The sequence below is a fragment of the Burkholderia sp. Bp8991 genome (assembly GCF_003853795.1).
Classification (GTDB): domain Bacteria; phylum Pseudomonadota; class Gammaproteobacteria; order Burkholderiales; family Burkholderiaceae; genus Burkholderia.
In genome coordinates this window covers 68,373-94,494 of the sequence record NZ_QTQJ01000021.1, presented here as the reverse complement: position 1 = coordinate 94,494, position 26,122 = coordinate 68,373, and the positions used below count along the sequence as shown (strand labels likewise).

Below are 26,122 nucleotides of genomic sequence, written 5' to 3'. Positions count from 1 at the left end.
TCACGCGTCGGGCGTCGCGGCCAGTGCTTCCGCGACGCTCGTCGTACCGTCGCGAACGTGCGCGAGTGCCGCGTCGCGCAGACTACGTACGCCCTCGGCTGCCGCGCATTGCGCGAGCGCACCGACGCTTGCGCGTGCGACGATGCGTTCCGCCATCTCCGGTGAAACCGGCATCGTCTGATGCAGGCCGATGCGGCCTCGATAACCGATGCCGTGACAGGCGGCACAGCCGCGCGCGACGAACGGGCGCCACCCGGATTCCAGTGCTGCCGGATTGCAGCCTGCTTCGCGCAGCGCGCGCACCGACGCGTCCGAACGCACGCGGCAGGTGAGGCACAGGCGCCGCACGAGGCGTTGCGCGGTGACGAGGCGCAACGCGGCGGCGAGGTTGTATGGCGCGACGCCGATGTCGAGCAGTCGCGCGACGGCTGCCGGCGCGTCGTTCGTATGCAGCGTGGACAGCACGAGGTGCCCGGTCTGTGCGGCCTTGATCGCGACGTCGGCCGTCTCCGCATCGCGAATCTCGCCGACCATGATGACGTCCGGGTCCTGACGCAGCAGCGCGCGCAGCGCAGTGGCGAACGTCAGCCCGGCTTTTTCGGCGACGCCGACCTGGTTGATGCCGTCGAGCTGGATCTCGGCCGGATCCTCGACCGTGCACACATTGTGCGCATCGCGGTCGAGCATCTGCAGCGCGCAGTAGAGCGACAGCGTCTTGCCGCTGCCGGTCGGCCCGGTCACGAGCACGAGACCGTGCGGCGCGCGTATCGCGGCTTCCATCGCCGCGGCCTGCCGCGCGTCGAAGCCGAGACGCGCGAGCGTGAGGTCGGGCGGCAGCGTTTCGAGGCGGCGCAACACGAGCTTCTCGCCGAACAGCGTGGGCAGCGAGCTGACCCGGTAGTCGCCGCGCGTGCCGCCGTCGACCGCGATGCGCAGCCGGCCGTCCTGCGGAAGCCGGCGCTCGGCGATGTCCATGCGGGCGAGCACCTTGATCCGCGTCACGAGCGCGTCGCGCAGATGAGCGGGCGGCCGCGCGTGTTCATGCAGGACGCCATCGATGCGCAGGCGGATGCGCCAGCCTGCTTCGAACGGTTCGACGTGGATGTCGGACGCGTCGCGCACGCGGGCGGCGTGCAGCGTGTCGGTCAGCAGCCGTACGGCGGGCGAGTCGTCGAGTTGCGCCGCATCGAGCGACCGCGGTGTTTCGGCGGGCGATGCGTCGGTGGAGACAGGCGGCCGCTGCGTGTGCAGCGGCGCCCCGGGAAGTGGGAAGTGCATGTGAGCCGGCGCTCGGCCGCCTGTTGATCGTGACCGGCAAATGGTCTCGTATCGTGCGCGGCGCCGACAGTCGGCCGTTCGGCTAGCGCGCGCCGCGTGCGCGCGTGCTGCGCGGCTTGAAGAGCTTGACGGTGCGCACGGCCTGGTCGTCGCTGCGCATGACCTCGAGCATCACGTCGCGGATCTTCAGGCACACGTCGCCTTCGGGGATTTCCTCGAGGATTTCGAGGATCAGGCCATTGAGCGTCTTCGGTCCGTCGGTCGGCAGTTGCAGGTGCAGCCAGCGGTTCAGTTCGCGCAGCGGCATGCTGGCGGCGACGATGCATTCTCCGTTCTCGTTCCAGCCGCCCGCGCGTTCGCCGCGCGGCATCGACGTCGTGAATTCGCCGATCAGTTCCTCGATGATGTCCTCGGGCGTGACGAGCCCCTCGAGTTCGCCGTACTCGTTGACGACGAGCGCGGTCCGCTGGCGGCTTTCCTGGAAATACTGGAGCTGCTGGACGACCGGCGTGCCCGACGGCACGTAGTACGGCTCGGCGAGCAGCGTGCGCAACGTTTCGCGGTCGAAATCCTGGTTGTGCAGCCCGGTGAGCGTCTTGCGGACGTGCAGCACGCCGAGCACCTTGTCGATGTCGCCTTCGTAGACGACAAGGCGGTTGTGATAGCAGGTCTCGAGCTGATGCAGGATGTCGTCGAGCGGCGCGTAGAAGTTGAGCGACTCGATCTGGCGGCGCGGCACCATCACGTCGTCGACCGTGATGTTCTCGAGGTCGAACAGGTTGAGCAGGATGCTGCGGTGCTTGGTCGGCATGAAGCTGCTCGACTCGAGCACGATCGCGCGCAGCTCGTCGGCGGACATCCGCTGGTCGCGGCCCTTCTTCGTATTGATGCGCAGCATCCAGAGCACGCCGTTCGCCAGTTCATTGACGAACCAGACGACCGGCTTGAACACGCGCATCAGCGGCGCGATCACGAGACTGGCGGGCAGCGCGATGCGTTCGGGAAAGGTCGCGCCGACGATCTTCGGCGCGATTTCCGCGAACACGATGATCAGGAACGCGACGATGCCGGTCGCGATCGACAGCGCCAGGTTGTTACGGCCGAACGTGTGCAGCGCGAGCGACGTCGTCAGGACCGGGATGATCGTGTTGAACAGGTTGTTGCCGATCAGGATCACGCTGAGCAGCAGGTCGGTGCGCGTGAGGAGACCCTGCGTGGTTTTCGCACCGAGCACGCCCTGGCCGGCGAGATGCTTCAGCCGATGGCGGTTGAGCGCCATCATCGCGGTCTCGGAAATGGAAAAGAAGCTGGAGCAGAGGAGAAGCAGGAAGACGGCGCCGATTTGCGCCCATAAGGGAATTTGGTCCACGCGTCAGAAGGGCAGTGAAGGACAGGGATGGAGGGAATATAGCAGAGGCCGGCGGCCGGGATGTGTCGTGCGCGACACGCGCGCTCGCGAGACCAGGCAGAAGAAGGCAAAAAAAAACCGTGCACACGGTGCACGGTTTTTTCAAAATCTGGTCGGGGTGAGAGGATTCGAACCTCCGGCCTCTACGTCCCGAACGTAGCGCTCTACCAGGCTAAGCTACACCCCGATTTTTTGCTCTTCCGACTTCGCCGCTTTCGTTCAGATCGCTGCGTCGTCACAAGCAAGAACGTAACTATAACGATGTTTTTTCGAAAAGGGAATACCTTGATGAAGAAATTTTTCGAAAAGCGGTTCGTGTCGTGGTCGCCGCGCGCTTACGACTGTCGCGACGTCGAGTACGAGCACAGCGCGAGCAGGCTTTCCTTGTAGATCGAATCCGGGAACGCGGCGATCGCGGCCGCGGCGGCCTGTGCTTCCTGGCGCGCGCATTCGAGCGTATGGTCGAGCGCGCCCGAACGCGTGATCGCGTCGAAGATCGTGTCGAAGCGATCGGTGCCGCCTTGTTCGATCGCCTCGCGGGCGAGCGCCGATTGCTCGGGCGTGCCGCGTTCGATCAGATAGATGAGCGGCAGTGTCGGCTTGCCTTCGCGCAGGTCGTCGCCGGCATTCTTGCCCATCGCTTCGGCCGTGCCCGCGTAGTCGAGCCAGTCGTCCATGATCTGGAATGCGGTGCCGATCCGGCGGCCGTATTCGGCGGCGGCGGCTTCGGTCGGCGCATCGGCGCCGGCGAGCACCGCGCCCAGGCGGGCCGATGCCTCGAACAGCTTCGCCGTCTTGTAGCGGATCACCTGCATGTAGCGCGTCTCGTCGACGTCCGCGTCGTGCATGTTCAGGAGCTGCAGCACTTCGCCTTCGGAAATGATCGTCGTCGCTTCCGACAGGATTTCCATCACGCGCATCTTGCCGACGCCGACCATCATCTCGAACGAACGCGAATAGAGGTAGTCGCCGACCAGCACGCTCGCCGCGTTGCCGAACAGCGCGTTGGCCGTCTGGCGGCCTCGCCGCAGTTCGGATTCGTCGACGACGTCGTCATGCAGCAGCGTGGCCGTGTGGATGAACTCGACGACGGCGGCCAGCACGTGCCGCTGGTGCGACGTCTCGCCGAGCGCGCCGGCGACGAGCAGCAGCAGGGCCGGACGCAGCCGCTTGCCGCCCGCGCCGATGATGTACTCGGCGATCTGGTTGATCAGCAGCACGTCGGACGCGAGGCTTTGCCGGATAACGCGATTCACCTGCTCCATGTCGCTGGCGATCGGGGCGAGCAGGTGGGCGGCGCTGAGGGTGGGGGAGGCGGTGGACGACGACATGATGATCGAAATGGGTGATGCCGCGGATTATAAGTCGAATCCGCGATATGCCGGTCTGTCGGACGTGTCTGCCCGGTGATTTTGGCCGTCCGGCCAGGGCTTGCGGGCGGCAATCGTGGATCGGCTTTGACTTGGGTGCTAAGCCCATGTATAATCACGTGTTTTCCGCGCGTGGTGTGCGGAAAAATTGGATCCAGAGTGAGGTTCTCAATGTACGCGGTCATAAAAACCGGCGGCAAGCAGTACAAGGTTGCCGTTGGCGAAAAACTCAAAGTAGAACAGATACCGGCTGACATTGACGCTGAAATCACGCTCGACCAGGTTCTCGCAGTGGGCGAAGGCGAATCGATTAAGTTCGGTACGCCGCTGGTCAGTGGGGCTTCCGTCAAGGCCACCGTTGTGTCGCACGGTCGTCATGCCAAGGTCACCATCTTCAAGATGCGTCGCCGGAAGCACTACCAAAAGCACGGCGGCCACCGCCAGAACTACACTGAGCTGCGCATCGACGCGATCAACGCGTAAGCGCCTCGGTAAAGGAGCAATCAGATGGCACACAAAAAGGCAGGCGGCTCTTCCCGGAACGGCCGCGACTCCGAGTCGAAACGTCTCGGCGTGAAAGTGTACGGCGGCCAGGCGATCAACGCTGGCGGCATCATCGTGCGTCAGCGCGGTACGCGCATGCACGCTGGCGAGAACGTCGGCATGGGCAAGGATCACACCCTGTTCGCGCTGGTCGACGGTCACGTCAAGTTCGCGACCAAGGGCGCGGACAAGAAGCATCTGGTCATCGTTGTCCCGGCGGCTGCCTAAGTTCAGGCACCCACGGGCTTCGTAGCCGAAAGGCCCCGCAGTCTTCGCGGGGCCTTTTTTTATTTGGCCGCCGGGCGCATGTGCGCGCCGGCGGCTGTCGCGACACTGGCGGGCAATCGGCCGAACGGCAGATTGTTCAAGCATGCCGGCGCGCGGCACAATAGCGGAAATACTGGTCGGAGTGACGAATGAAGTTCATTGACGAAGCACGAATCGAAGTCATCGCCGGCGACGGAGGCGATGGCAGCGCGTCGATGCGCCGCGAGAAATTCGTTCCGTTCGGCGGGCCGGACGGCGGCGACGGCGGCCGGGGCGGCAACGTCTACGCGATCGCCGACCGCAACATCAACACGCTGATCGACTACCGTTACGCGAAGAAGCACCTGGCGCGCAACGGCGAAAACGGTCGCGGCTCGGATTGCTACGGCAAGGGCGGGGACGACGTCACGCTGCGCATGCCGGTCGGCACGGTCGTGACCGACATGGATACGGGCGAGCTGATCGCCGACCTGACCGAGCACGATCAGCAGGTGATGCTCGCGAAGGGCGGCGCAGGCGGTCTCGGCAACCTGCATTTCAAGTCGAGCACGAACCGCGCGCCGCGCCAGAAAACCGACGGCAAGCCCGGCGAACGGCGCATGCTGCGGCTCGAGCTGAAGGTGCTCGCCGACGTCGGTCTGCTCGGCATGCCGAACGCCGGCAAGTCGACCTTCATCTCGTCGGTGTCGAACGCGAAGCCGAAGATCGCCGACTATCCGTTCACGACGCTCGCTCCGAACCTTGGCGTCGTGCGGGTCGGCCCGAGCAAGAGCTTCGTGATCGCCGATATTCCGGGGCTGATCGAGGGCGCCGCCGAAGGCGCGGGCCTCGGCCACCAGTTCCTGCGACACCTGCAGCGCACCGGCGTGCTGCTGCATCTCGTCGATCTGGCTCCGTTCGATGAAAGCGTCGACCCGGTCGCTGAAGCGACCGCGATCGTCGGCGAGCTGCGCAAGTACGACGAGGCGCTGTACGAGAAGCCGCGCTGGCTCGTCCTCAACAAGCTCGACATGGTGCCGGAAGACGAGCGCGAGGCGCGCGTCGCCGATTTCCTCGACCGTTTCGGCTGGGACGGCCCGGTGTTCGAGATTTCGGCGCTCACGGGCCAGGGCTGCGAAGCGCTCTGCTACGCGATCTACGATTACCTCGCCGAGCATTCGGACGCACATCGTGCGGCGGAAGAGGAAGATCTGGCCGCGGACGTGCGGTTCCGCGATGCGCCGCAAGCCGATGGCGGCGCGACGCCCGGCGACGACGCCTGAGCGGGCCCGACACGCACCGGGCATCGCGTCCGGTGCCTGAATTCAATTGCGCCCGGCCGGGCAGGCATCAGATACAGGAGACGGCGCACGATGCGTTCGATCATCGCGGATTCGAAGCGATTGGTGGTGAAGGTGGGCTCCAGCCTCGTGACCAACGACGGCAAGGGGCTCGATCATGCTGCAATCGGCCGCTGGGCGGCCCAGATCGCCGCGCTGCGCGCGCAGGGCAAGGAAGTGGTGCTCGTCAGCTCGGGCGCGATTGCGGAAGGGATGCAGCGGCTCGGCTGGAGCAAGCGTCCGCGCGAGATCGACGAGCTGCAGGCCGCCGCCGCGGTCGGCCAGATGGGGCTCGCGCAAGTTTATGAAAGCCGCTTTACCGAGCACGATATCCGCACCGCGCAGATCCTGCTGACGCACGCCGACCTGGCCGATCGCGAGCGCTACCTGAATGCGCGCTCGACGCTGCTGACGCTGCTGCGGCTCGGCGTCGTGCCGATCATCAACGAGAACGACACGGTCGTCACCGACGAAATCAAGTTCGGCGACAACGACACGCTCGGCGCGCTCGTCGCGAACCTGATCGAAGGCGATGCGCTGATCATCCTGACCGACCAGACGGGCTTGTTCACCGCCGATCCGCGCAAGGATCCGAATGCGACGCTGGTCGCGGAAGCCAGCGCGGGCGCGCCGGAGCTCGAGGCGATGGCCGGCGGCGCAGGCTCGAGCCTCGGCCGCGGCGGGATGCTGACGAAGATCCTCGCGGCGAAGCGCGCGGCGCACAGCGGCGCGAACACCGTGATCGCGAGCGGCCGCGAAGCCGACGTGCTGGTGCGGCTGGCGGCGGGCGAGGCGATCGGCACGCAGCTGATCGCGCGCACCGCGCGGATGGCCGCGCGCAAGCAATGGATGGCCGATCACCTGCAGGTGCGCGGGCACGTCGTGATCGATGCGGGCGCGGTCGAGAAGCTGACGGCCGGCGGCAAGAGCCTGCTGCCGATCGGCGTGATCGGCGTGCAGGGCGCGTTCGCACGCGGCGAGGTGATCGCGTGTGTCGGCCCCGACGGGCGTGAAGTGGCGCGCGGCCTCACGAACTACAGCAGCGCGGAAACGAAGCTGATTCACCGCAAGCCGAGCGGCGAGATCGAGGCGGTGCTCGGCTACATGCTGGAGCCGGAGCTGATTCACCGCGACAACCTCGTGCTCGTGTGACCGTTCGGCCAGGCGTCGCGAGACAGCAAAAAGCCCGCATCGCGCGGGCTTTTTGTTGTGACGAAGCGAAACGAGGCCGGGCAGCCGGCCTCGGTTGTGCGGTCAGCGCAGCTGGCTCATCGCGGTGCGATGGAACTTGATGTTCTCGAGGATCTGCTGGGTCGTGCCCTGCGGCATCTTGTTCGCGCAGAAATAGTCCTGGTACAGCGCCGAGTGGTACGCGTTCAGCTCGCCGTTCTCGATGCGACGCCAGTCGTTCTCGACCGTGCGGTCCCAGCCGTCGTGATCCGAATTCAGGCCTGCATACTGACGCCATTCGTAGGTGTCGCAGCGGATGCCTTCGTAGTTCACGTTGCGCGCGCCGGCCGGGCTCGTGATGACGACTGCGTAGCGCACGACGCCGTCGCTGCCGACCGCGAGCGACTTCGCATCGACGGAGAACTTGAGCGGCGTGTTCTGCGACACGTTGAACGGCAGCAGATCGCCCGCTTGCGGCAGCGGCGGCAGCGTGTCGACCGGGTTTTCCTTCCAGTTGCCCTGGCGGTCCAGCAGGTACACGAACTCGCTGTCATCCTTGTTGGTCGGCGTCTTCGAATTCGCGCAACCGGCCAGCGTGGCCGCCGCGACGATCGATGCGAGCGCGAGAGCAATCGCTTTCAATATGCATTCCTCGTAAAAAAAGGGCGCGACACCAAGGTCGCGCCCGGTCATGCAGTCCGACTCGTCATTTGCCGACGATCACGCGGGGCGGCATCTCGTCGAGCGTGCTCGCCTCCACTTCGATCTCGGAACAGACCACCGATGTGTCGACAATCGTCAGCGTCTGCTGGGCCTGCGCGCCGATGACGCGCGGATAGCGCGACAGACGCGGCCCACGCGGCTTTTCGGCTCGCTGCGCCGGGCGGCGCAGGAAGCGCGACAGTTCCGTCAGCGCCAACTGATAGACATCCCGCTTGAACTCGATCACCGCATCGAGCGGCACCCAGTACTCGTTCCAGCGCCACGCATCGAACTCCGGGTGGTCGGTCGCGCGCAAGCAAATGTCGCAATCGCGTCCGACCATCCGCAGAAGGAACCAGATCTGCTTCTGGCCGCGGTAATGTCCGCGTACTTCGCGCTTGATGAACTTGTCAGGCACCTCGTAACGCAACCAGTCGCGAGTGCGGCCGATTATCTTGACGTGTTCCGGGTGCAGGCCCGTCTCCTCGTGCAGCTCCCGGTACATCGCCTGCATGGGGGTCTCGCCGTACTTGATCCCACCTTGAGGAAACTGCCAGGAATGCTCGCGGAGCCGCTTGCCCCAAAACACCTCGTTGCGCGCGTTCAAGAGGATGATGCCGACGTTCGGGCGAAAGCCTTCACGATCCAGCATACAACCACCTTCGAATCCTTTAAAATTGCTTTGATTATAAACAGATAACGGGCGCTGCGCACCGTGACGGAGCGAAACCGCGCGGGGTACACCGGCTGAATTGTCCCTGATTTGTCTGCTAAGTCATCTGCGCCATCGTCGTTCGTCGCGCGCAGCTTTTTCACCTTGAAACTTTTTCGGGCGCCCCGCCTGGGGGCGCCGTATTTGGAACCGTCCGCATGAAAGCTTCCCGTTTCTTTATCGGCACCCTCAAAGAAGCACCGGCCGACGCAGAGATCGTCAGCCACAAGCTGATGGTGCGCGCCGGCATGATCCGTCGCGTCGCCGGCGGCATCTACAACTACCTGCCGGTCGGCCTGCGTTCGATTCGCAAGGTCGAGGCGATCGTGCGCGAGGAAATGAACCGGGCAGGCGCCATCGAGCTGCTGATGCCGGCCGTGCAACCGGCCGAGCTGTGGCAGGAATCGGGCCGCTGGGAGCAGTACGGCCCCGAACTGCTGCGCTTCAAGGACCGCAAGGACAACGACTTCGTGATCGGGCCGACGCACGAGGAAGTCATCACCGACATCGCGCGCAACCAGATCAAGAGCTACCGGCAGATGCCGGTGAACTTCTACCAGATCCAGACGAAGTTCCGCGACGAGATCCGTCCGCGCTTCGGCGTGATGCGCGGCCGCGAGTTCATCATGAAGGACGCGTATTCGTTCGACAAGGACGCGGCCGGCCTGAACGAGTCGTATCGCAAGATGTACGACGCATACGTGCGCATCTTCACGCGCCTCGGCCTCGAGTTCCGCGCGGTTGCGGCCGACAGCGGCTCGATCGGCGGCAACTTCTCGCACGAGTTCCACGTGATCGCCGATACCGGCGAGGACGCGATCGCCTACTGCCCGACGTCCGACTTCGCGGCGAACGTCGAAGCGGCCGAAGCGCTGCCGCTGATCGCCGAACGCGCGGCACCCGCCGAAGCGATGGAAAAGGTCGCGACGCCCGGCAAGGCGAAGTGCGAGGCCGTCGCCGAACTGCTGTCGATCCCGCTCGAGCGTACGATCAAGTCAATCGTGCTCGCCACCGACAACGAAGGCGCCGAGCCGACCATCTGGCTCGTGATGCTGCGCGGCGACCACGACCTGAACGAGATCAAGGTGTCGAAGCTGCCGGGGCTGAAGAACCACCGCTTCGCGACCGAGCAGGAAATCGTCGAGTGGTTCGGCACGCCGCCGGGCTACCTCGGCCCGGTCGGCACGAAGAAGCCGGTGAAGGTGATCGCCGATCGCACGGTCGCGAACATGAGCGACTTCGTCGTCGGCGCGAACGAGGTCGACTATCACATCGCCGGCGTGAACTGGGGCCGCGACCTGCCGGAGCCGGACGTCGCCGACGTGCGCAACGTGAAGAAGGGCGATCCGTCGCCGGACGGCAAGGGTGAGATCGACATCTGCCGCGGCATCGAAGTCGGCCACGTGTTCCAGCTCGGCACCAAGTACTCGGAAGCGATGGGCGCGACGTTCCTCGACGAGTCGGGCAAGCCGCAGCCGATGCTGATGGGCTGCTACGGCGTCGGCGTCACGCGCATTCTCGGCGCGGCGATCGAACAGAACTTCGACGAGCGCGGCATCATCTGGCCCGAGTCGATCGCGCCGTTCGAAGTCGTGCTGTGCCCGATGGGCTACGATCGCAGCGACATGGTCCGCGAGGCCGCCGACAAGCTGTACGCGGAACTGGCCGCGGCCGGCATCGACGTGATCCTCGACGATCGCGGCGAGCGCCCGGGCGTGATGTTTGCAGACTGGGAATTGATCGGCGTGCCGCATCGCCTGGTGATCGGCGAGCGCGGCCTGAAGGAAGGCAAGATCGAGTATCAGGGCCGCCGCGACGCCGAGGCGACGCTGCTGCCGGCCGACGCGGCCGCGGCGACGGTGACGGAGAAGATCCGCGCCGCGCTCGCGCGCTAAGCGCTTCGACCGGAGGATACGGTGGAATACACCTTCCTGTCGGCCACCGTGCTCCTCGTGCTGATCACGGATCCGCTCGGCAACATCCCGCTGTTCATCACGGCGATGCGGGATGTGCCGCGCGAGCGGCGCGTGAAGCTGATCCTGCGTGAAGTCGGGATCGCGTTCGTGATCCTGCTGTTCTTCATGGTGGTCGGCGACCGCTTCCTGCGGATGATGAACCTCACCGACCTGTCGCTGCGGCTCGGCGGCGGGATCGTGCTGTTCCTGATCGCGCTGCGGATGATCTTCCCGCATCCGGACGGCGCGCTCGGCAGCGATCCGCGCGCCGGCGGTGAACCGTTCATCGTGCCGCTCGCGATTCCCGCGCTCGCCGGGCCGTCCGCGCTCGCGACGGTGATGCTGCTGACGTCGCAGGCGCCGGGCAAGATGTTCGAGTGGGTCGGCGCGCTGACGGTCACGATGATCGTCTGCGCGATCACGCTGGTGCTGGCCGAACGGATCCAGCAGTGGCTCGGCGAGCGAACCGTCGCCGCGTTCGAGCGGCTGATGGGTCTCGTGCTCGTCGCGATCTCGGTCGAGATGCTGCTCGCCGGCATCAAGGCGTTCGTGCACCAGCTGCAGATGTAACGCGTTGGTGCGTACCGACGAAAAAATGCGGCGCTCCGGGTAACCGGAGCGCCGCTTTCCATTTATATAGCGGGCAGGGCGGCGATCAGACGTTCGCGGTCAGCGCACGGATCGTCGGCAGGTTGCGCCAGTAGCCCTTGGCGTCCATCCCGCAGCCGAACACGTAGCGGTCGGGCACCGAGAAGCCGCAGAAGTCGGGATGCAGCGGTTTCGCCTTCGTGAGCGTCTTCTCGCACAGCACCGCGGACATGAAGCGCTTCGCGCCCATGTCGAGGATGCGGTCGCGGATCGCGGCCATCGTCTCGCCTTCGTCGAGGATGTCGTCGAGCACGAGCACGATGCGGTCCTTCACCGATTCGCGCGGCGCGACGCGCCAGTGCATCTCCGGGCTGCCCTGCGTCGTGTTGCGGTAGCGGGTCAGGTGGATGTAGTCGAATTCCAGCGGGAAATCGAGATGCGGCAGCAGCATCCCGGTAAACACCGCGGCGCCGCCCATCACCGAGAGGACGAGCGGGAACGCGTCGCCGATCTCGGCGCGGATCGCTTCGGCCATCCGGGCGATCGACGCGTTGACGGCGTCCGCCGAGACGATCTCTTCGGAGTGTTCGAAAATGTGGAGGGCTTCTTCGCGGTTCATGAGTTCTGGCGGGCAGTCGGTATACAAATAAGAATGAAGCAGAACGGCTGGCGCGCGCTACGGCAAAAACCCGCGCGCCGGCCGACGGGCGGAATCAGCGCATGCCGGGCATCATGCCCTTCAAGCCGCGCATCATCTTCTGCATGTTGCCGCCCTTCAGCTTCTTCATCATCGTACGCATCTGGTCGTACTGGTTCAGCATCCGGTTGACTTCCTGCACCGGCACGCCCGCGCCGGCTGCAATGCGGCGCTTGCGCGTCGCCTTGATGATTTCGGGTTTGGCGCGCTCGGCGGGCGTCATCGAGCTGATGATGCCTTCCATCCGGCGGATCGACTTCTCGGCCTGGCCCATGTCGGCGCCGGCCGCCGCCTGCTGGAACTGCGCGGGCAGCTTGTCCATCAGCGACGACAGGCCGCCCATGTTCTTCATCTGCGAGATCTGCGCGCGGAAATCGTTCAGGTCGAAGTCGCCGCCTTTCTTGACCTTGTCGGCGAGCTTCTGCGCGGCCTGCACGTCGACGCCGCGCTGCGCTTCCTCGACGAGCGCGAGGATGTCGCCCATGCCGAGGATCCGGTTCGCCATCCGGTCCGGGTGGAACACCTCGAGGCCGTCGAGCTTCTCGGCGACGCCGACGAACTTGATCGGCTTGCCCGTGATGTGGCGCACCGACAGCGCGGCACCGCCGCGCGAATCGCCGTCGAGCTTGGTCAGCACGACGCCGGTGAGCGGCAGCGTGTCGTTGAACGCCTTCGCGGTGTTGACCGCGTCCTGGCCGAGCATCGCGTCGACGACGAACAGCGTTTCGGCCGGCTTGAGCGTGCCGTGCAGCGCGGCGATTTCCTGCATCATCGCCTCGTCGATACCGAGGCGGCCGGCCGTGTCGACGATCAGCACGTCATGGTAGTGGCGCTTCGCCCAGTCGACGGCCGCGAGTGCGATGTCGACGGGCTTCTGGTCCGGCGTCGACGGGAAGAAATCGGCGCCGACCTGTTCGCTCACCGTTTTCAGCTGCATGATGGCGGCCGGGCGATACACGTCGCACGACACCGTCAGCACCTTCTTCTTGTACTTCTCGCGCAAGAGTTTCGCGAGCTTGCCGGCGGTCGTGGTCTTGCCGGCGCCCTGCAGGCCGGCCATCAGGATCACGGCGGGCGGCGTGACCGCGAGGTTCAGCTCGGCGGCCTTGCCTTCGTAGTCGCCGCCGATCACGGCGGTCAGTTCCTTCTGGACCACGCCGACGAGCGCCTGGCCCGGCGACAGGCTGCTGATCACTTCCTCGCCGAGCGCCTTTTCCTTGACCTTGGCGATGAATTCGCGGACGACCGGCAGCGCGACGTCGGCTTCCAGCAGCGCGAGACGCACCTCGCGGAGCATCTCCTGGGTGTTCGCCTCGGTAAGCCGGGCCTCGCCGCGCAGCGTCTTGACGACGCGCGCCATCCGTTGAGTGAGATTGTCGAGCATGGGGAGCGATGGACAGTGGGGCCCGAAGGCGCAACGGAACCGTACAAAAGGGAGCCGTCGCGGGAAGGGGGCCTAGTGTAAACTTCGAACATGGATATTGTACTGTATGCCCTCACCGCATTCCTGTACGGCGGCCTCGCCGTCGCAGGCTGGCGCACGCACCGCCAGGGTGCGACGCCGCTCGTCGCGAGCGTGCCGGCCGTGCCGGTGCCGGCGTCCGCCGCGTCGGGAATGAGCGGCGCCGGCCGCGCGCTGCTGTTCGCGGCGCTCGTCGCGCACGGCGTGCTGCTGCACACGACGATCTTCCCGCACGACGCGATGGTCTTCGGCTTCGCGTTCGCGCTGTCCGCGATGTTCTGGCTCGGCGCCGGCATCTACTGGATCGAGAGCTTCTTCTTCCCGCTCGACAGCCTGCGCCTGCTCGTGCTGCCGCTCGCGTGCGGCGCGTCGCTGCTGCCGCTCGTGTTCGGTGGCGTGCGGGTGCTGCCTTATGCCGCAGCGCCGCTGTTCAAGATGCACTTCCTGATCGCGAACATCGCGTACGGCCTTTTCGCGATCGCCGCGCTGCACGCGGTCCTGATGCTGATGGTCGAGCGGCGCCTGCAGTCGCTGAGGAGCGGCGGGCGCGACGGCTCGACCGGCTGGATCGCGAGCTGGCTCGAAACGCTGCCGCCGCTGCTCACGCTCGAGAAGCTGCTGTTCCGTCTGATCGGCGCCGGCTTCGTGCTGCTGACGCTGACGCTCGCGTCGGGGATCCTGTTCAGCGAGCAGGTCGATGCACGCGCGCTGCGGCTCGATCACAAGACCGTGTTCGCGGTGCTGTCGTGGCTGATGTTCGGCGGCCTGCTGGTCGCGCACAAGACGTCGGGCTGGCGCGGGCGCGGCGCCGCGCGCTGGGTGCTCGTGTCGTTTGCCGCGCTGCTGCTCGCGTATGTCGGCAGCCGGTTCGTTTTCGAGGTGCTGCTGCACCGCTCCGTGGTTTGAACGCAGGTTTCCGATGCGACAGATTCTTCTCCTGATTCTTCTCTTCTTCGCGGGTTCGTGGCTCACGCGCAAGCTGCGCCAGGCCCAGGAGCACGCGCAGGCGCGCGCCGGCCGCGGTGGCGGCAACGACGGCGCACCGGGTCCTGGCGCCGGGGCGGCACGCCCGAACGGCGACGCGCGCTCGCTGCCCGAACCGATGGTGCGTTGCGCCGAGTGCGGCGTGCATACGCCGCAGGGCGACGCCGTCGCCGCGGGCGGCGAATACTTCTGCAGCACCGAGCACGCGCAGCGCCACGGCGCACACGCGAGCGGCCACGACGCCCGATGAGCGACGCAGCGCTGCTGTCGGTCGACGCGAACGGCTGGGTGCGCGAAGCGCGCCACGCGCCGTCGCCGAATTTCGAGGCGCGGCCCGCGGGCGCGGTGCCGACGCTCGTCGTCGTCCACAACATCAGCCTGCCGCCCGGCGAGTTCGGCGGCGATGCGATCGAGGCGCTGTTCCTGAATCGCCTCGATTGCGATACGCACCCCTATTACCAGCGTCACCTGCGCGACGTGCGCGTGTCCGCGCACTTCCTGATCCGCCGCGACGGCGAACTCGTGCAGTTCGTGTCGTGCGACGAGCGTGCATGGCATGCGGGCGCGTCCGAGTTCTTCGGCCGGCCGCGCTGCAACGACTTCTCGATCGGCATCGAACTCGAAGGTGCGGACGACGTGCCGTTCGACGCGGCGCAGTACGCGACGCTCGGGGTGCTCGCACGCACGCTCGCCGCGCGCTACCCGATCGATGCGGTGGCCGGGCATTCCGACGTCGCGCCGGGCCGCAAGACCGACCCGGGTCCGCACTTCGATTGGCAACGCTTCGCGAGCGATGCCGGGTTTTCCGCCGAATACTTTCCTTTCCGTCAGCACTGATCGCAGGGTTTTTGAGCGGGCGAAATTTTTTTTTCCGACCAATGCCTTGTCGCGTCTGCCCGTCCGGGCGGCCGGGTTGATGTCAATACCTCCGGCGAAAATTCTCCGTTTTGATGTCGCCGGAATGTCCACTATACTTGGTGCCAGTTGAGCGGTTCTGTACTAGATATAGTGTGTGTCGCAGGGGAAACCCGAGCGGCACCGGCCGGCGGGCAACGCCGGCGGCCAGGGTTCTCAGTGCGGCGCGCCAGGCCGGGCGGTCCGGGCGTCGCAATCAAGCGCAGCGAACTTCGACGGGGCAGCGTACACATGACGAAGCACACGACCGGATCGGTTGTCGCGCATCGACCGAACCGGCTTCCCCGACGCATCGCTCGCCTCTTACCGCTCGCGCATCCGATAGCGCAGCGTTCGTTTTAATCCGCGGTTCTCTCCGCACCATCCAACACCAGGAGCTTTGCACATGCAAACCACCGACAACGCGACGTCCCAGTACGAGAGCGCCTCGAGCCGTCCGCTCGGCGGGACCGAACAGGGCGCGCAGGCGCTCGCGCCGCAGGCCACGTTCGCCGACTACAAGGTGATCCGCCGCAACGGCAGCGTGGTGTCGTTCGAGCCTTCGAAGATCGCGATTGCGGTGACCAAGGCTTTCCTGGCCGTCAATGGCGGGCAGGGCGCGGCATCGGCACGCGTACGCGAACTCGTCGAGCAGCTCACGCACAACGTCGTGCGCGCGCTCGTGCGCAGCCGTCCGAACGGCGGTACGTTCCATATCGAAGACATCCAGGACCAGGTCGAACTCGCGCTGATGCGCGGCGGCGAGCACAACGTCGCGCGTGCGTACGTGCTGTATCGCGAGAAGCGTCACCTCGAGCGCCAGCATGCGGGCGAGGAAGCAGCGGCAGCGGGCGGCGAGTCGAGCACCGGCATCAACGTCGTCGACAACGGCGTCACGCGCCCGCTCGACCTGAACGCACTGCGCGCGCTGATCGTGTCGGCATGCGACGGTCTCGGCGCTGCGGTTAACCCTGACCCGATCGTCGCGGAAACGGTGAAGAACCTGTACGACGGCGTGCCGATGAGCCAGGTCTACGACTCGGCGATCCTCGCTGCGCGCACGATGATCGAAAAGGATCCGGCATACAGCCAGGTCACGGCCCGCATCCTGCTGCACACGATCCGTCGCGAGATCCTCGGCGAGGAAGTGGTCCAGGCCGAGATGTCGGCCCGCTACGCGGAATACTTCCCGCAGTTCCTGAAGCGCGGCGTCGACGCCGGCCTGCTCGACGACAAGCTGCTTCAGTTCGACCTGAAGCGTCTGGGCGAAGCGCTCGACGCGAACCGCGACCTGCAGTTCGGCTACCTCGGCCTGCAGACGCTGTACGACCGCTACTTCCTGCACGTCGACGGCAGCCGCATCGAAATGCCGCAGGCATTCTTCATGCGCGTCGCGATGGGCCTGTCGCTGAACGAGATCGACCGCGAAACGCGCGCGATCGAGTTCTACAACGTGCTGTCGAGCTTCGACTTCATGAGCTCGACGCCGACGCTGTTCAACTCGGGCACGCACCGCTCGCAGTTGTCGTCGTGCTACCTGACGACGGTCGCGGACGATCTCGACGGCATCTATGAAGCGCTGAAGGAAAACGCGCTGCTGTCGAAGTTCGCCGGCGGTCTCGGCAACGACTGGACCCGCGTGCGCGCACTCGGCTCGCATATCAAGGGCACGAACGGCAAGTCGCAAGGCGTGGTCCCGTTCCTGAAGGTCGTCAACGACACGGCCGTCGCGGTCAACCAGGGCGGCAAGCGCAAGGGCGCGGTGTGCGCGTACCTCGAATCGTGGCACCTCGACATCGAGGAGTTCCTCGAGCTGCGCAAGAACACCGGCGACGATCGCCGCCGTACGCACGACATGAACACGGCGAACTGGATTCCCGACCTGTTCATGAAGCGCGTGATGGAAGGCGCCGACTGGACGCTGTTCTCGCCGTCGACCTGCCCGGACCTGCACGACAAGTTCGGCGCCGATTTCGAGAAGGCTTACACGGCTTACGAAGAGAAGGTCGCGCGCGGCGAGATCAAGCTGTTCAAGAAGATCCCGGCGCAGCAGCTCTGGCGCAAGATGCTCGGCATGCTGTTCGAAACGGGCCACCCGTGGATCACGTTCAAGGATCCGTGCAACGTGCGCTCGCCGCAGCAGCACGTCGGCGTCGTCCACTCGTCGAACCTGTGCACGGAAATCACGCTGAACACGAGCGACACCGAAATCGCGGTGTGCAACCTGGGCTCCGTGAACCTCGTCGCCCACCTGGTGAAGCAGGCCGACGGCAGCTACGCGCTCGACCACGACAAGCTGAAGCGCACGATCAGCGTCGCGATGCGCATGCTCGACAACGTGATCGACATCAACTACTACGCGGTGCCGAAGGCGCGTAACTCGAACCTGAAGCACCGTCCGGTCGGCATGGGCATCATGGGCTTCCAGGACTGCCTGCACCTGCTGCGCACGCCGTACGCGTCGGAAGCGGCGGTCGAGTTCGCCGATCGTTCGATGGAAGCGGTCTGCTACTACGCGTACTACGCGTCGACCGAGCTGGCCGAGGAACGCGGCCGCTACTCGAGCTACCGCGGCTCGCTGTGGGATCGCGGCATCCTCCCGCAGGACACGCTGAAGCTGCTGACGGAAGCGCGCGGCGGCTACGTCGAGGTCGACACGTCCGAGTCGCTCGACTGGACGACGCTGCGTTCGCGGATCGCCGCACACGGCATGCGCAACTCGAACTGCGTCGCGATCGCGCCGACGGCGACGATCTCGAACATCATCGGCGTGTCGGCATGCATCGAGCCGACCTTCCAGAACCTGTACGTGAAGTCGAACCTGTCGGGCGAATTCACGGTGGTCAACGAGTACCTCGTCCGCGACCTGAAGGAACGCGGCCTGTGGGACGAAGTGATGGTCGCCGACCTGAAGTACTTCGACGGCATGCTGTCGCGCATCGACCGTATCCCGGCCGACCTGCGCGCGATCTACGCGACCGCGTTCGAAGTCGACCCGACGTGGCTGGTCGAAGCGGCATCGCGTCGCCAGAAGTGGATCGACCAGGCGCAGTCGCTGAACATCTACATGGGCGGCGCGTCGGGCAAGAAGCTCGACGAGGTCTACAAGCTCGCCTGGCTGCGCGGTCTGAAGACGACCTACTACCTCCGCACGATGGCAGCGACGCACGTCGAGAAGTCGACGGTCGCACACGGCGTGCTGAACGCGGTGCCGACGAGCGGCGGCTCGAGCAGCGGCGGCGCGCAAGGCGCGGCAGGCGGCTTCGGTGCAGCGGGCGGCGCAGCGTCGTCGTCGGGCGCAGTCGACGCGGCACCGGCACTCGCGCCGGTTGAAGCGGACGGTCCGGTATGCACGATGCGCCCGGGCGATCCCGGCTTCGACGAGTGCGAAGCCTGCCAGTAACGCGGCGCGCATGACCTGAAGAAGGTTCGGGCGGCGCGCACGACAACCGATCGAGGTTGAAGTGTGCGCCGCTCTCAACTAAAAAAATGATAAGGAATCTGTAACGCGGCACTCGCGTTGCAGGCAGTGACAAGCGATCGAAACATCCCCGACGACGTCGCGTTTCGATCAGCGTTCGATGCGTCGAGCGCACCTCGCGATACACGTGCGACACACGTCGCGCGCTGCATGAACGACGATGCGTTGCTCAAAGTGTTGTATCGAGGTCGCAACGCGAATCGAAAAAAGGATTTTTCGTGAGCGAGCCCTTTTATCGCTCAGGAAAAGATGGTACAAACCGTTCTAAATTGATGGTGAGAATTTATGCTCAACTGGGATGACGAGAAGACTGCCGTAACCCCCGCGAGCGGAGCGCAGCAAAACGCGTTGCGCACCTCCGCAGGGATGGCTGTCGGAATGCAGGCTGCAACGCCTGCCGCCCATCAGGTCCGCGACATTTTCGAAGGCGATCTTGCGGTGCCGCCGCAAGCATCGGCTGTTCCCGCCGGCGGTTCGGAAGCGCGGGTCAACGTTGCAGACAAGCGCATCATCAACGGCCAGACTGACGTCAATCAGCTGGTGCCGTTCAAGTACAAGTGGGCGTGGGAAAAGTATCTGGCGGGTTGCGCGAACCACTGGATGCCGCAGGAAATCAACATGTCCCGCGACATCGCCCTGTGGAAGGATCCGAACGGTCTGACCGAGGACGAGCGCCGCATCGTCAAGCGCAACCTCGGCTTCTTCGTGACGGCCGATTCGCTCGCCGCGAACAACATCGTGCTCGGCACGTACCGCCACATCACGGCGCCCGAGTGCCGGCAGTTCCTGCTGCGCCAGGCGTTCGAAGAGGCGATCCACACGCACGCGTACCAATACATCGTCGAATCGCTCGGTCTCGACGAAGGCGAGATCTTCAACGCGTACCACGAGGTCACGTCGATCCGCGCGAAGGACGAATTCCTGATCCCGTTCATCCACACGCTGACTGACCCGGCCTTCAAGACCGGCACGCTCGAAGCGGATCAGAAGCTGCTGAAGTCGCTGATCGTGTTCGCCTGCATCATGGAAGGCCTGTTCTTCTATGTCGGCTTCACGCAGATTCTCGCGCTCGGCCGCCAGAACAAGATGACGGGTGCTGCAGAGCAATATCAGTACATCCTGCGCGACGAGTCGATGCACTGCAATTTCGGCATCGACCTGATCAACCAGATCAAGCTCGAGAACCCGCATCTCTGGACCGCGGAATTCCGCGCCGAGATCCGCGAGCTGTTCAAGCAGGCTGTCGAACTCGAATACCGCTACGCCGAGGACACGATGCCGCGCGGCGTGCTGGGTCTGAACGCGTCGATGTTCAAGAGCTATCTGCGCTTCATCAGCAACCGCCGTTGCCAGCAGATCGGCCTCGACCCGCTGTTCCCGAACGAGGAAAACCCGTTCCCGTGGATGAGCGAGATGATCGACCTGAAGAAGGAACGCAACTTCTTCGAGACGCGTGTGATCGAGTATCAGACGGGCGGCGCGCTGTCCTGGGAATAACCCGCAGCAGCGAACCCGTCACATGATGTGAGCAGCCGGCGGCCTCTCGGCCCCGGCCCAAGGTTTAGGAGCAAGAACGCCTGATGCAAAGCATGCCCGGTGCCTTAACGGCCCAACGACATGATCGGCACTTTGCGAACCCTTCAGTGGGATGGGCAAACTTCCCTCCGGAAAAAGCGGACGGCCGTGTGGCGGTCCGCTTGATCAAGCGATTAGGGGTGGCGGCGCGAGGCGCGCCGGCTACCGACTTGATTTGGCGCGCGAGGCCATGGGGTCACGCGCGCCATACCGTATTCATTAGCGTAAGCGCGTGGTATCCGCGTACGCCGATGAATAGCCCGCTTCGAAGCGCACGTCCTGAACAGCGTCCGCGGGAAGCGGGTTTTGACGAAGGGTGTAGTTTGAACTGACTCTCATCTGAACCTGAAGGAGAACAACATGGCTACTGCCAAGAAGAAACCGGCTGCTAAGAAGGTTGCTGCCAAGAAGACCGTTGCGAAGAAGGCTGCTGCTCCGGCGAAGAAGGCCGCTGCGGTGAAGAAGGTTGCTGCGAAGAAGGTCGCGGTGAAGAAGGTTGCCGCGAAGAAGGCAGCACCGGCGAAGAAGGCTGCTGCGAAGAAGGTCGCGGCAAAGAAGGTCGCAACGAAGAAGGTTGCTGCGAAGAAAGTCGCGGTGAAGAAGGTTGCCGCGAAGAAGGCAGCACCGGCGAAGAAGGCCGCTGCGAAGAAGGTTGCAGCCAAGAAAGTCGCGGTGAAGAAGGTTGCTGCGAAGAAGGCAGCACCGGCGAAGAAGGCCGCTGCCAAGAAGGCCGCGCCGGCGAAGAAGGCTGCCGCCAAGAAGGCTGCGCCTGCGAAGAAGGCTGCTGCGAAGAAGGCTGCGCCTGCCAAGAAGGCTGCCCCTGCGAAGAAGGCTGCCGCTGCACCGAAGGCTGCTGCTGCACCGAAGGCTGCCGCTGCTCCGAAGGCTGCCGCACCGGCGAAGAAGGCCGCTGCACCGAAGAAGGCTGCTGCTCCGAAGAAGGCCGTCGTGAAGAAGGCTGCACCGGCAACCACCGCGTCGACCGCATCGGTCGCGCCGGCATCGGGCGTGAAGACCGCGCTCAACCCGGCAGCGGCATGGCCGTTCCCGACCGGCAGCCGTCCGTAATCGCGGCTGACCAGCACTACCCGGACACTCACGCGGTGTCCGCGGGTTGAGTAGCGCTACTCAATCGATCCCGCCATCTGGCTCAGGTGGCGGGATTTTTTTCGTCCCTCTGCATCGATGGGCCGGCCGGCTGCCGGGCACGGACGAAAAAAAACGCATGTGCAGCTTCGCACATGCGTTCGACCGCGGCTTGCGCCGCGTGCTGAGGATGCTCGTTAGTGCGTGACGCGCGTGACGCCGCCGCTCGACAGCAGTCGCACCCGTTCGCCGGCGCGGAACACTTCGCCGCTCGCCGCCTGCGTGATCGAGCGCAGGTCGCCGTTGTCGAGGCGCACGGTGATTTCGACACCGTTCGCCGTGCTGAGGTTTTCGCCGACCGCGTTGCCTGCGACCGCGCCGACGAGACCGCCCGCGATGGCCGTCAGGATCGATCCCTTGCCGCCGCCGATCGCGCTGCCCGCGACTGCGCCGAGCGCGCCGCCGCCGAGCGTGCCGATCGCGCTGCCGCCGCCATCGGACTGGATGCGCACCGCACGGACGCTTTCGACGGTGCCCATGCGCACGGTTTGCTCGCGCTGCGCCTGGCCGACGCTATAGACATCTGCCGAGCCCGGCGCCGTGAAGCAGCCGGCGAGCGTCAGCGTGGCCGTCAGCATGGCAGCGAGCGTGAGGGTTTTCTTGGTCAACATCTTTGCTCTCCCACAATATTCATTTGAGACTGTACCCGAAGGCAGCCTCGAAGCGCGCGTCGATTTCGGCGCGCGTCAGTGCGTAAGTTTGAGGCCCCTGGTGGGCGATCTTGATCGAGCCCATCAGGCTCGCGAGGCGGCCCGTGGTTGCCCAGTCGAGGCCATTCTCGATGCCGTACAGCAGGCCGCCCCGGAAGGCGTCGCCGCAGCCGGTCGGATCGACGACACGCTCGGCTTGCACGACCGGAATCTGTTCTTCGCCGTTTTTGTGAAGAATGGTGGCGCCGCGCTCGCCGCGCGTGATGATCAACGCCTGAACCCGGCTGGCGATTTCCTGTTCGGACCAGCCCGTCTTGTCGCTGACGAGCTTGCCCTCGTAGTCGTTGACCGCAACGAAGGTGGCGAGTTCAATGATGCGGCGCAGCGTCGCACCGTCGAACAGCGGCAGGCCCTGGCCCGGATCGAAGATGAACGGGATGCCGGCCTTCGCGAATTGCTCGGCGTGCTGGACCATCCCGTCGAAGCCGTCCGGCGCGACGATGCCGAGCTTCACGCCCGACACTTCGTCCGCGCGGTTCAGGTGCGACTGCATCATCGCGCCGGGGTGGAATGCGGTGATCTGGTTGTTCTCGAGATCGGTCGTGATCATCGCCTGCGCGGTGTGCGTTTCGGGCACCACGCGTATGCTGGCCTTCGACAGGCCGAGGCTGTCGAGACGCTCGAGATAGCGATCGGCGTCGTTCGCGCCGACCGTCGCCATGATGCGCGCGTCGCCGCCGAGCATGTGCAGCGCGTAGGCGATGTTCCCCGCGCAACCGCCGAATTCGCGACGCATCGTCGGCACGAGGAAGCTCACGTTCAGAAGGTGAACCTGGTCGGGCAGGATGTGCTCGCGAAACCGGCCTTCGAAGGTCATGATGTTGTCGTAGGCGAGCGAGCCGCAAATCAGCGTAGTCAAGGCGTGCGTTCCTGTAGAGAGCAAAGGGAGGCGGCTGCCCGGCCGGCGCGCGCAGGCCGTCGGGCCTCGCGCGGCAGGGCCGGGCGGCTGCGGGTTACTTCAGTGCGGCGAGCGCTGCGTCGTAGTTCGGCTCGTCCTTGATCTCGCCGACGAGTTCCGCGTGGAGCACCTTGTCCTGCGCGTCGAGCACGACGACCGCGCGGGCCGTCAGGCCGTTCAGCGGGCCGCTCGTCACGTCGACGCCGTATGCGTTCGCGAACGCGCGGCCGCCGCGGAACGTCGAAGCCGTCACGACGTTCGCGAGGCCTTCGGTCGTGCAGAAGCGCGTGGCGGCGAACGGCAGGTCGCCGGACACGACCACCACGACCGTGTTGTCGAGCGACGACGCGGCTTCGTTGAACTTGCGGGTCGACGTCGCGCAGGTGGGCGTATCGAGGCTCGGGACGATGTTCAGCACCTTGCGCTTGCCGGCGAAGCTGGCGAGCGACAGGTCGGCGAGGTCCTTGCCGACCAGCTTGAAGTCGGGGGCTTGCGAGCCGACGGCCGGGAACGTGCCGGCGAGATCGATCGGGTTGCCACCCAGCGTAACTTTGCTCATGTTCGTGCTCCGAAATAGCGCGCCGCAGCGGCGCGCGGGTTGAGACGGCGCGCATGCGCGCGCCGCGGGGCGTCACGGATAGAAGATCTGGACGCGGAAATTCGAGGCGGGCGCGCCGTTCGTGTCGAGACGGACGACCATCGTCTGCGTCGTGCCGGGCGGCAGCCCGGCGTCGATCGGCATGCCCGGGCGCACGTAGTCGCGCGGCGCGAGCACGCGGCGCACGGTCACGTGATTCGTGTCGTCGAGCAGCGTCAGCTCGAGCGACGGGTAGGCGAGCGCGACGCGGTAGCGGTTCGTCAGCGGCACCTTCAACTCCAGCACGCGCGGGCCGTCGATCTGGCGCAGGTCGGCCGCGTCGAGCCGCAGGCCGTCGATCGCGCGCGGCGGCGTCACCTTGCAGCCGAGCGGCGCGCACGCCTGCCGGAACCAGCCCTGCGTGACGGGCCAGTAGATCATCACGGTTTCGCGCTGCCACCACGCGAGCTGCGCGACGAGCAGCACCGCGAGCACGGCCGCGACGAGGCCGCCGAAAAAGCCGCCGAGCGTTCCACGTCGCTGCTGCGCGCGCGGCTCGCGCGTCACGGCGAAGGGCGGGCGGTCGTCGTCGGACAGTGCGGCGGGGAAGGGGGCGGCCGGCTGGGCGACCGGCTCGGCGGCCGGTTGTACGTCCGGTTCGGCACCGGGTTCGCTGGCGGCTGCGGCCGGTGCGGCGGCACGTTCGGCGTGGGTGTCGGGTTCGGGTTTCGGTTCGAGTCCGGGCTCGGCTTGTACCGGCCTGAACGCGAAGCGCGGTTCGCGTGGCGCGTGCTCGTCGTCGGGCACGGCGAAGCGCGCGTTGCCGACCGGTTCGACGGGCGCTGCTGCGGCGGGTTCGATCGACGGCGCGGGCGCGACGAAGCGCGGTTCACGCAGGTCGGGTTCGGTGAGCGGCGTGAGCGGTTCGTCGGTCTCGGGCGGCACTGCATCCGGTCCGGCCGATCGCGCGGCGACGGCGTGCAACTCGGCCGGCTGCGATGCGATCGGCGCCGGCGTGCCGGACAGGTGAACCACACCGGATTCCGTCGACGGCAGCGCAAGCGGGATCAGCGGCTCGGCGCGCACGGTCTCGACACTGTGCTGCAGGGACGGGTCGACGCCGCCATCGAGCCACGGCGCCCACATGTCCCAGCCTTCCGGCTGGTAATCGGAACCCGCTGCCGGTTCGACCGGTGCGTCGGTGGTGAAGAGCCGCGCGGGCGCGGCGTCGTGTTGCGGGTTGGCGGCGGCCGGCTCGACCGGCGCCGCTTCGGTCAGCGCGGATTCCGGCGGTGCCGGATCGGGTACGAGCGACTGCGATGCGTTGAAGACCTGCTGACAGTGTCCGCAACGCACGAGCCCGTCATGCAGCGCGAGCTGCTCCTGCTGCAGCCGGAAGACGGTTTCGCAATGAGGGCAGCGCGTCGCAAGAAGCATGTCGAGCCGGGCGGCCTGCTGGCCAGAGTGAAGGACAGCGCTATTCTAATGGCTTTCCCGCCGCGTTCCGGCGAGGCATACCCAACCTTCGTGTTCGCGCCAGACCGAGATGTCGACGTAGCGCGCATAGACGGCCGCGACTTCGTCCGCCTGGCGCGCGAGCACGCCCGACAGTGCGATGCGCCCGCCCGGTTTCACCTTCGATGCGAGCATCGATGCCATCAGTTTCAGCGGGTTCGACAGGATGTTGGCGACGACGATGTCGAATTCGCCGGCCGGGCACGCATCGGGCAGCCCGTACGTGACTTCCGCATGGTTGCGTTCGCTGTTCTGGCGCGCCGATTCGACCGCCTGCGGATCGATGTCGATGCCGACCACGGGGTTCGCCCCGCATTTCCGCGCGAGGATCGCGAGAATGCCCGAGCCGCAGCCGTAGTCGAGCACCGACTGGCCGGGCTTCACCGACTGTTCGAGCCATTCCATGCACAGGCGGGTGGTCGGGTGGCTGCCGGTGCCGAACGCGAGACCGGGGTCGAGTTCGAGGATCAGCGCGTCGGGGTCGGGCGCGTCGTGCCACGACGGCACGACCCAGATCCGCTCGCCGATCGGAATCGGCTCGAACTGCGACTGCGTGAGCCGCACCCAGTCCTGTTCCTCGACTTCGCGCACGTCGAACTTCGGCGTCTCGGCGACGCCGATCTCGTTCGCGGCCGCCGCGAGCAGCACGGCCGGGTCGTGATCGGGCGACAGCAGCGCGATCACGCGCGAGTGCTGCCACGCGGTGCGTTCGGGAACAAGGCCGGGCTCGCCGAAGAGCGGCTGTTCGTCGGGCGTGTCGGCGTCGGCGTCCTCGACGGACACCGACAGCGCGCCGAGGTCGAGCAGCGCGTCGGACAGCGCCTCCGCATGCTCACGGGCCAGTTCGACGACGAGTTCGCGATAGCTCATG

General features: G+C 65.8%; 25 protein-coding genes and 1 tRNA gene. 13 read left to right on the top strand and 13 right to left on the bottom strand.

Features of this window, described 5'->3' with window-relative positions; all coding sequences use genetic code 11:
• From DIE02_RS23280 to DIE02_RS23265, 4 genes are all read right to left on the bottom strand, one after another.
• The gene (locus tag DIE02_RS23280) at window positions 1–1,278 is read right to left on the bottom strand and encodes a GspE/PulE family protein (RefSeq protein WP_124488228.1); all 1,278 of its coding nucleotides are present in this window, start codon (window positions 1,276–1,278) and stop codon (window positions 1–3) included.
• Between the two features lie 82 nt (window positions 1,279–1,360).
• Entirely contained in the window at window positions 1,361–2,647 is a 1,287-nt protein-coding gene (locus DIE02_RS23275; protein ID WP_082088470.1) for an HlyC/CorC family transporter, read from the bottom strand.
• A gap of 149 nt (window positions 2,648–2,796) precedes the next feature.
• Window positions 2,797–2,873, bottom strand: a tRNA-Pro gene (locus tag DIE02_RS23270).
• A 148-nt stretch (window positions 2,874–3,021) separates the two neighbouring features.
• Window positions 3,022–4,017 (bottom strand): polyprenyl synthetase family protein, encoded by a 996-nt coding sequence (locus tag DIE02_RS23265; protein WP_044844218.1) that lies wholly within the window; start codon window positions 4,015–4,017, stop codon window positions 3,022–3,024.
• A gap of 210 nt (window positions 4,018–4,227) precedes the next feature.
• Here DIE02_RS23265 and rplU point away from each other — a divergent pair, with 210 nt between their 5' ends.
• The 4 genes from rplU to proB all read left to right on the top strand — a co-directional run bounded on the left by rplU (window position 4,228) and on the right by proB (window position 7,337).
• Window positions 4,228–4,539 carry a 50S ribosomal protein L21 gene (gene rplU / locus DIE02_RS23260; protein WP_006025184.1) on the top strand — a complete coding sequence of 104 codons (312 nt, stop codon included), beginning with the start codon at window positions 4,228–4,230 and terminating at the stop codon, window positions 4,537–4,539.
• A gap of 24 nt (window positions 4,540–4,563) precedes the next feature.
• On the top strand, window positions 4,564–4,827 hold the full coding sequence (gene rpmA, locus DIE02_RS23255) for a 50S ribosomal protein L27 (protein WP_006476999.1): 264 nt from the start codon (window positions 4,564–4,566) through the stop codon (window positions 4,825–4,827).
• A 188-nt stretch (window positions 4,828–5,015) separates the two neighbouring features.
• Window positions 5,016–6,128: an Obg family GTPase CgtA gene (gene cgtA / locus DIE02_RS23250; RefSeq protein WP_044844217.1), complete on the top strand. Its 1,113-nt coding sequence runs from the start codon at window positions 5,016–5,018 to the stop codon at window positions 6,126–6,128.
• Window positions 6,129–6,218: 90 nt separating this feature from the next.
• Window positions 6,219–7,337, top strand: coding sequence for a glutamate 5-kinase (proB, locus tag DIE02_RS23245; RefSeq protein WP_124488229.1), 1,119 nt, complete (start codon window positions 6,219–6,221; stop codon window positions 7,335–7,337).
• A 102-nt stretch (window positions 7,338–7,439) separates the two neighbouring features.
• Here the strand turns inward: proB and DIE02_RS23240 are convergent, their stop codons facing one another.
• Window positions 7,440–8,048 carry a CNP1-like family protein gene (locus tag DIE02_RS23240; protein WP_044844215.1) on the bottom strand — a complete coding sequence of 203 codons (609 nt, stop codon included), beginning with the start codon at window positions 8,046–8,048 and terminating at the stop codon, window positions 7,440–7,442.
• Between the two features lie 13 nt (window positions 8,049–8,061).
• Complete coding sequence (locus DIE02_RS23235; RefSeq protein WP_044844214.1) at window positions 8,062–8,709, bottom strand: RNA pyrophosphohydrolase; 648 nt, start codon at window positions 8,707–8,709, stop codon at window positions 8,062–8,064.
• 218 nt (window positions 8,710–8,927) lie between these two features.
• On the opposite strand from DIE02_RS23235, the gene DIE02_RS23225 reads away from it, so the two are divergent.
• Both DIE02_RS23225 and DIE02_RS23220 read left to right on the top strand, forming a co-directional pair.
• On the top strand, window positions 8,928–10,664 hold the full coding sequence (locus tag DIE02_RS23225; protein ID WP_044844213.1) for a proline--tRNA ligase: 1,737 nt from the start codon (window positions 8,928–8,930) through the stop codon (window positions 10,662–10,664).
• Between the two features lie 21 nt (window positions 10,665–10,685).
• Window positions 10,686–11,294 (top strand): MarC family protein, encoded by a 609-nt coding sequence (locus DIE02_RS23220; protein ID WP_044844212.1) that lies wholly within the window; start codon window positions 10,686–10,688, stop codon window positions 11,292–11,294.
• An 85-nt stretch (window positions 11,295–11,379) separates the two neighbouring features.
• On the opposite strand, the gene DIE02_RS23215 is transcribed toward DIE02_RS23220, so the two are convergent.
• Window positions 11,380–11,931: a hypoxanthine-guanine phosphoribosyltransferase gene (locus tag DIE02_RS23215; protein ID WP_044844211.1), complete on the bottom strand. Its 552-nt coding sequence runs from the start codon at window positions 11,929–11,931 to the stop codon at window positions 11,380–11,382.
• 94 nt (window positions 11,932–12,025) lie between these two features.
• Complete coding sequence (gene ffh, locus DIE02_RS23210; RefSeq protein WP_039317379.1) at window positions 12,026–13,393, bottom strand: signal recognition particle protein; 1,368 nt, start codon at window positions 13,391–13,393, stop codon at window positions 12,026–12,028.
• A gap of 90 nt (window positions 13,394–13,483) precedes the next feature.
• On the opposite strand from ffh, the gene DIE02_RS23205 reads away from it, so the two are divergent.
• From DIE02_RS23205 to DIE02_RS23170, 7 genes are all read left to right on the top strand, one after another.
• Window positions 13,484–14,377, top strand: a complete 894-nt coding sequence (locus DIE02_RS23205) for an inner membrane protein YpjD (protein WP_124488230.1) — start codon at window positions 13,484–13,486, stop codon at window positions 14,375–14,377.
• A 13-nt stretch (window positions 14,378–14,390) separates the two neighbouring features.
• Window positions 14,391–14,705, top strand: coding sequence for a PP0621 family protein (locus DIE02_RS23200; RefSeq protein ID WP_124488231.1), 315 nt, complete (start codon window positions 14,391–14,393; stop codon window positions 14,703–14,705).
• Window positions 14,702–15,292 (top strand): 1,6-anhydro-N-acetylmuramyl-L-alanine amidase AmpD, encoded by a 591-nt coding sequence (gene ampD / locus DIE02_RS23195; protein WP_124488232.1) that lies wholly within the window; start codon window positions 14,702–14,704, stop codon window positions 15,290–15,292. Before DIE02_RS23200 ends, ampD begins: the two co-directional genes overlap by 4 nt.
• 463 nt (window positions 15,293–15,755) lie before the next feature.
• On the top strand, window positions 15,756–18,752 hold the full coding sequence (locus DIE02_RS23190; protein ID WP_124488233.1) for a ribonucleoside-diphosphate reductase subunit alpha: 2,997 nt from the start codon (window positions 15,756–15,758) through the stop codon (window positions 18,750–18,752).
• 363 nt (window positions 18,753–19,115) lie between these two features.
• Entirely contained in the window at window positions 19,116–20,327 is a 1,212-nt protein-coding gene (locus tag DIE02_RS23180; RefSeq protein ID WP_044844206.1) for a ribonucleotide-diphosphate reductase subunit beta, read from the top strand.
• 83 nt (window positions 20,328–20,410) lie between these two features.
• Complete coding sequence (locus DIE02_RS23175) at window positions 20,411–20,737, top strand: hypothetical protein (RefSeq protein ID WP_082088468.1); 327 nt, start codon at window positions 20,411–20,413, stop codon at window positions 20,735–20,737.
• Between the two features lie 28 nt (window positions 20,738–20,765).
• Window positions 20,766–21,473, top strand: coding sequence for a histone H1-like DNA-binding protein (locus DIE02_RS23170; protein ID WP_044844205.1), 708 nt, complete (start codon window positions 20,766–20,768; stop codon window positions 21,471–21,473).
• Window positions 21,474–21,688: 215 nt separating this feature from the next.
• Here the strand turns inward: DIE02_RS23170 and DIE02_RS23160 are convergent, their stop codons facing one another.
• The 5 genes from DIE02_RS23160 to prmA form a co-directional block, all read right to left on the bottom strand.
• Window positions 21,689–22,162 carry a glycine zipper 2TM domain-containing protein gene (locus DIE02_RS23160; RefSeq protein ID WP_011883213.1) on the bottom strand — a complete coding sequence of 158 codons (474 nt, stop codon included), beginning with the start codon at window positions 22,160–22,162 and terminating at the stop codon, window positions 21,689–21,691.
• Window positions 22,163–22,181: 19 nt separating this feature from the next.
• Window positions 22,182–23,120, bottom strand: a complete 939-nt coding sequence (locus DIE02_RS23155) for a carbohydrate kinase family protein (protein ID WP_044844204.1) — start codon at window positions 23,118–23,120, stop codon at window positions 22,182–22,184.
• 94 nt (window positions 23,121–23,214) lie between these two features.
• Window positions 23,215–23,718, bottom strand: coding sequence for a thiol peroxidase (tpx, locus tag DIE02_RS23150; protein WP_044844203.1), 504 nt, complete (start codon window positions 23,716–23,718; stop codon window positions 23,215–23,217).
• 72 nt (window positions 23,719–23,790) lie between these two features.
• A complete protein-coding gene (locus tag DIE02_RS23145; protein ID WP_124488235.1) occupies window positions 23,791–25,173 on the bottom strand; it encodes a DUF3426 domain-containing protein in 1,383 nt (460 codons plus the stop codon).
• A gap of 45 nt (window positions 25,174–25,218) precedes the next feature.
• Window positions 25,219–26,121 carry a 50S ribosomal protein L11 methyltransferase gene (prmA, locus tag DIE02_RS23140; protein WP_124488236.1) on the bottom strand — a complete coding sequence of 301 codons (903 nt, stop codon included), beginning with the start codon at window positions 26,119–26,121 and terminating at the stop codon, window positions 25,219–25,221.
• Between the last annotated feature and the right edge of the window lies 1 nt (window position 26,122).

Bases quoted from the DNA above. Each gene is read 5' to 3' on its own strand.
- DIE02_RS23280 (WP_124488228.1), bottom strand. From the start codon at position 1,278: ATGCACTTCCCACTTCCCGGGGCGCCGCTGCACACGCAGCGGCCGCCT.
- DIE02_RS23265 (WP_044844218.1), bottom strand. From the start codon at position 4,017: ATGTCGTCGTCCACCGCCTCCCCCACCCTCAGCGCCGCCCACCTGCTC.
- rplU (WP_006025184.1), top strand. From the start codon at position 4,228: ATGTACGCGGTCATAAAAACCGGCGGCAAGCAGTACAAGGTTGCCGTT.
- rpmA (WP_006476999.1), top strand. From the start codon at position 4,564: ATGGCACACAAAAAGGCAGGCGGCTCTTCCCGGAACGGCCGCGACTCC.
- cgtA (WP_044844217.1), top strand. From the start codon at position 5,016: ATGAAGTTCATTGACGAAGCACGAATCGAAGTCATCGCCGGCGACGGA.
- proB (WP_124488229.1), top strand. From the start codon at position 6,219: ATGCGTTCGATCATCGCGGATTCGAAGCGATTGGTGGTGAAGGTGGGC.
- DIE02_RS23240 (WP_044844215.1), bottom strand. From the start codon at position 8,048: ATGACCGGGCGCGACCTTGGTGTCGCGCCCTTTTTTTACGAGGAATGC.
- DIE02_RS23235 (WP_044844214.1), bottom strand. From the start codon at position 8,709: ATGCTGGATCGTGAAGGCTTTCGCCCGAACGTCGGCATCATCCTCTTG.
- DIE02_RS23225 (WP_044844213.1), top strand. From the start codon at position 8,928: ATGAAAGCTTCCCGTTTCTTTATCGGCACCCTCAAAGAAGCACCGGCC.
- DIE02_RS23215 (WP_044844211.1), bottom strand. From the start codon at position 11,931: ATGAACCGCGAAGAAGCCCTCCACATTTTCGAACACTCCGAAGAGATC.
- ffh (WP_039317379.1), bottom strand. From the start codon at position 13,393: ATGCTCGACAATCTCACTCAACGGATGGCGCGCGTCGTCAAGACGCTG.
- DIE02_RS23205 (WP_124488230.1), top strand. From the start codon at position 13,484: ATGGATATTGTACTGTATGCCCTCACCGCATTCCTGTACGGCGGCCTC.
- DIE02_RS23200 (WP_124488231.1), top strand. From the start codon at position 14,391: ATGCGACAGATTCTTCTCCTGATTCTTCTCTTCTTCGCGGGTTCGTGG.
- ampD (WP_124488232.1), top strand. From the start codon at position 14,702: ATGAGCGACGCAGCGCTGCTGTCGGTCGACGCGAACGGCTGGGTGCGC.
- DIE02_RS23190 (WP_124488233.1), top strand. From the start codon at position 15,756: ATGCAAACCACCGACAACGCGACGTCCCAGTACGAGAGCGCCTCGAGC.
- DIE02_RS23180 (WP_044844206.1), top strand. From the start codon at position 19,116: ATGCTCAACTGGGATGACGAGAAGACTGCCGTAACCCCCGCGAGCGGA.
- DIE02_RS23175 (WP_082088468.1), top strand. From the start codon at position 20,411: ATGCAAAGCATGCCCGGTGCCTTAACGGCCCAACGACATGATCGGCAC.
- DIE02_RS23170 (WP_044844205.1), top strand. From the start codon at position 20,766: ATGGCTACTGCCAAGAAGAAACCGGCTGCTAAGAAGGTTGCTGCCAAG.
- DIE02_RS23160 (WP_011883213.1), bottom strand. From the start codon at position 22,162: ATGTTGACCAAGAAAACCCTCACGCTCGCTGCCATGCTGACGGCCACG.
- tpx (WP_044844203.1), bottom strand. From the start codon at position 23,718: ATGAGCAAAGTTACGCTGGGTGGCAACCCGATCGATCTCGCCGGCACG.
- DIE02_RS23145 (WP_124488235.1), bottom strand. From the start codon at position 25,173: ATGCTTCTTGCGACGCGCTGCCCTCATTGCGAAACCGTCTTCCGGCTG.
- prmA (WP_124488236.1), bottom strand. From the start codon at position 26,121: ATGAGCTATCGCGAACTCGTCGTCGAACTGGCCCGTGAGCATGCGGAG.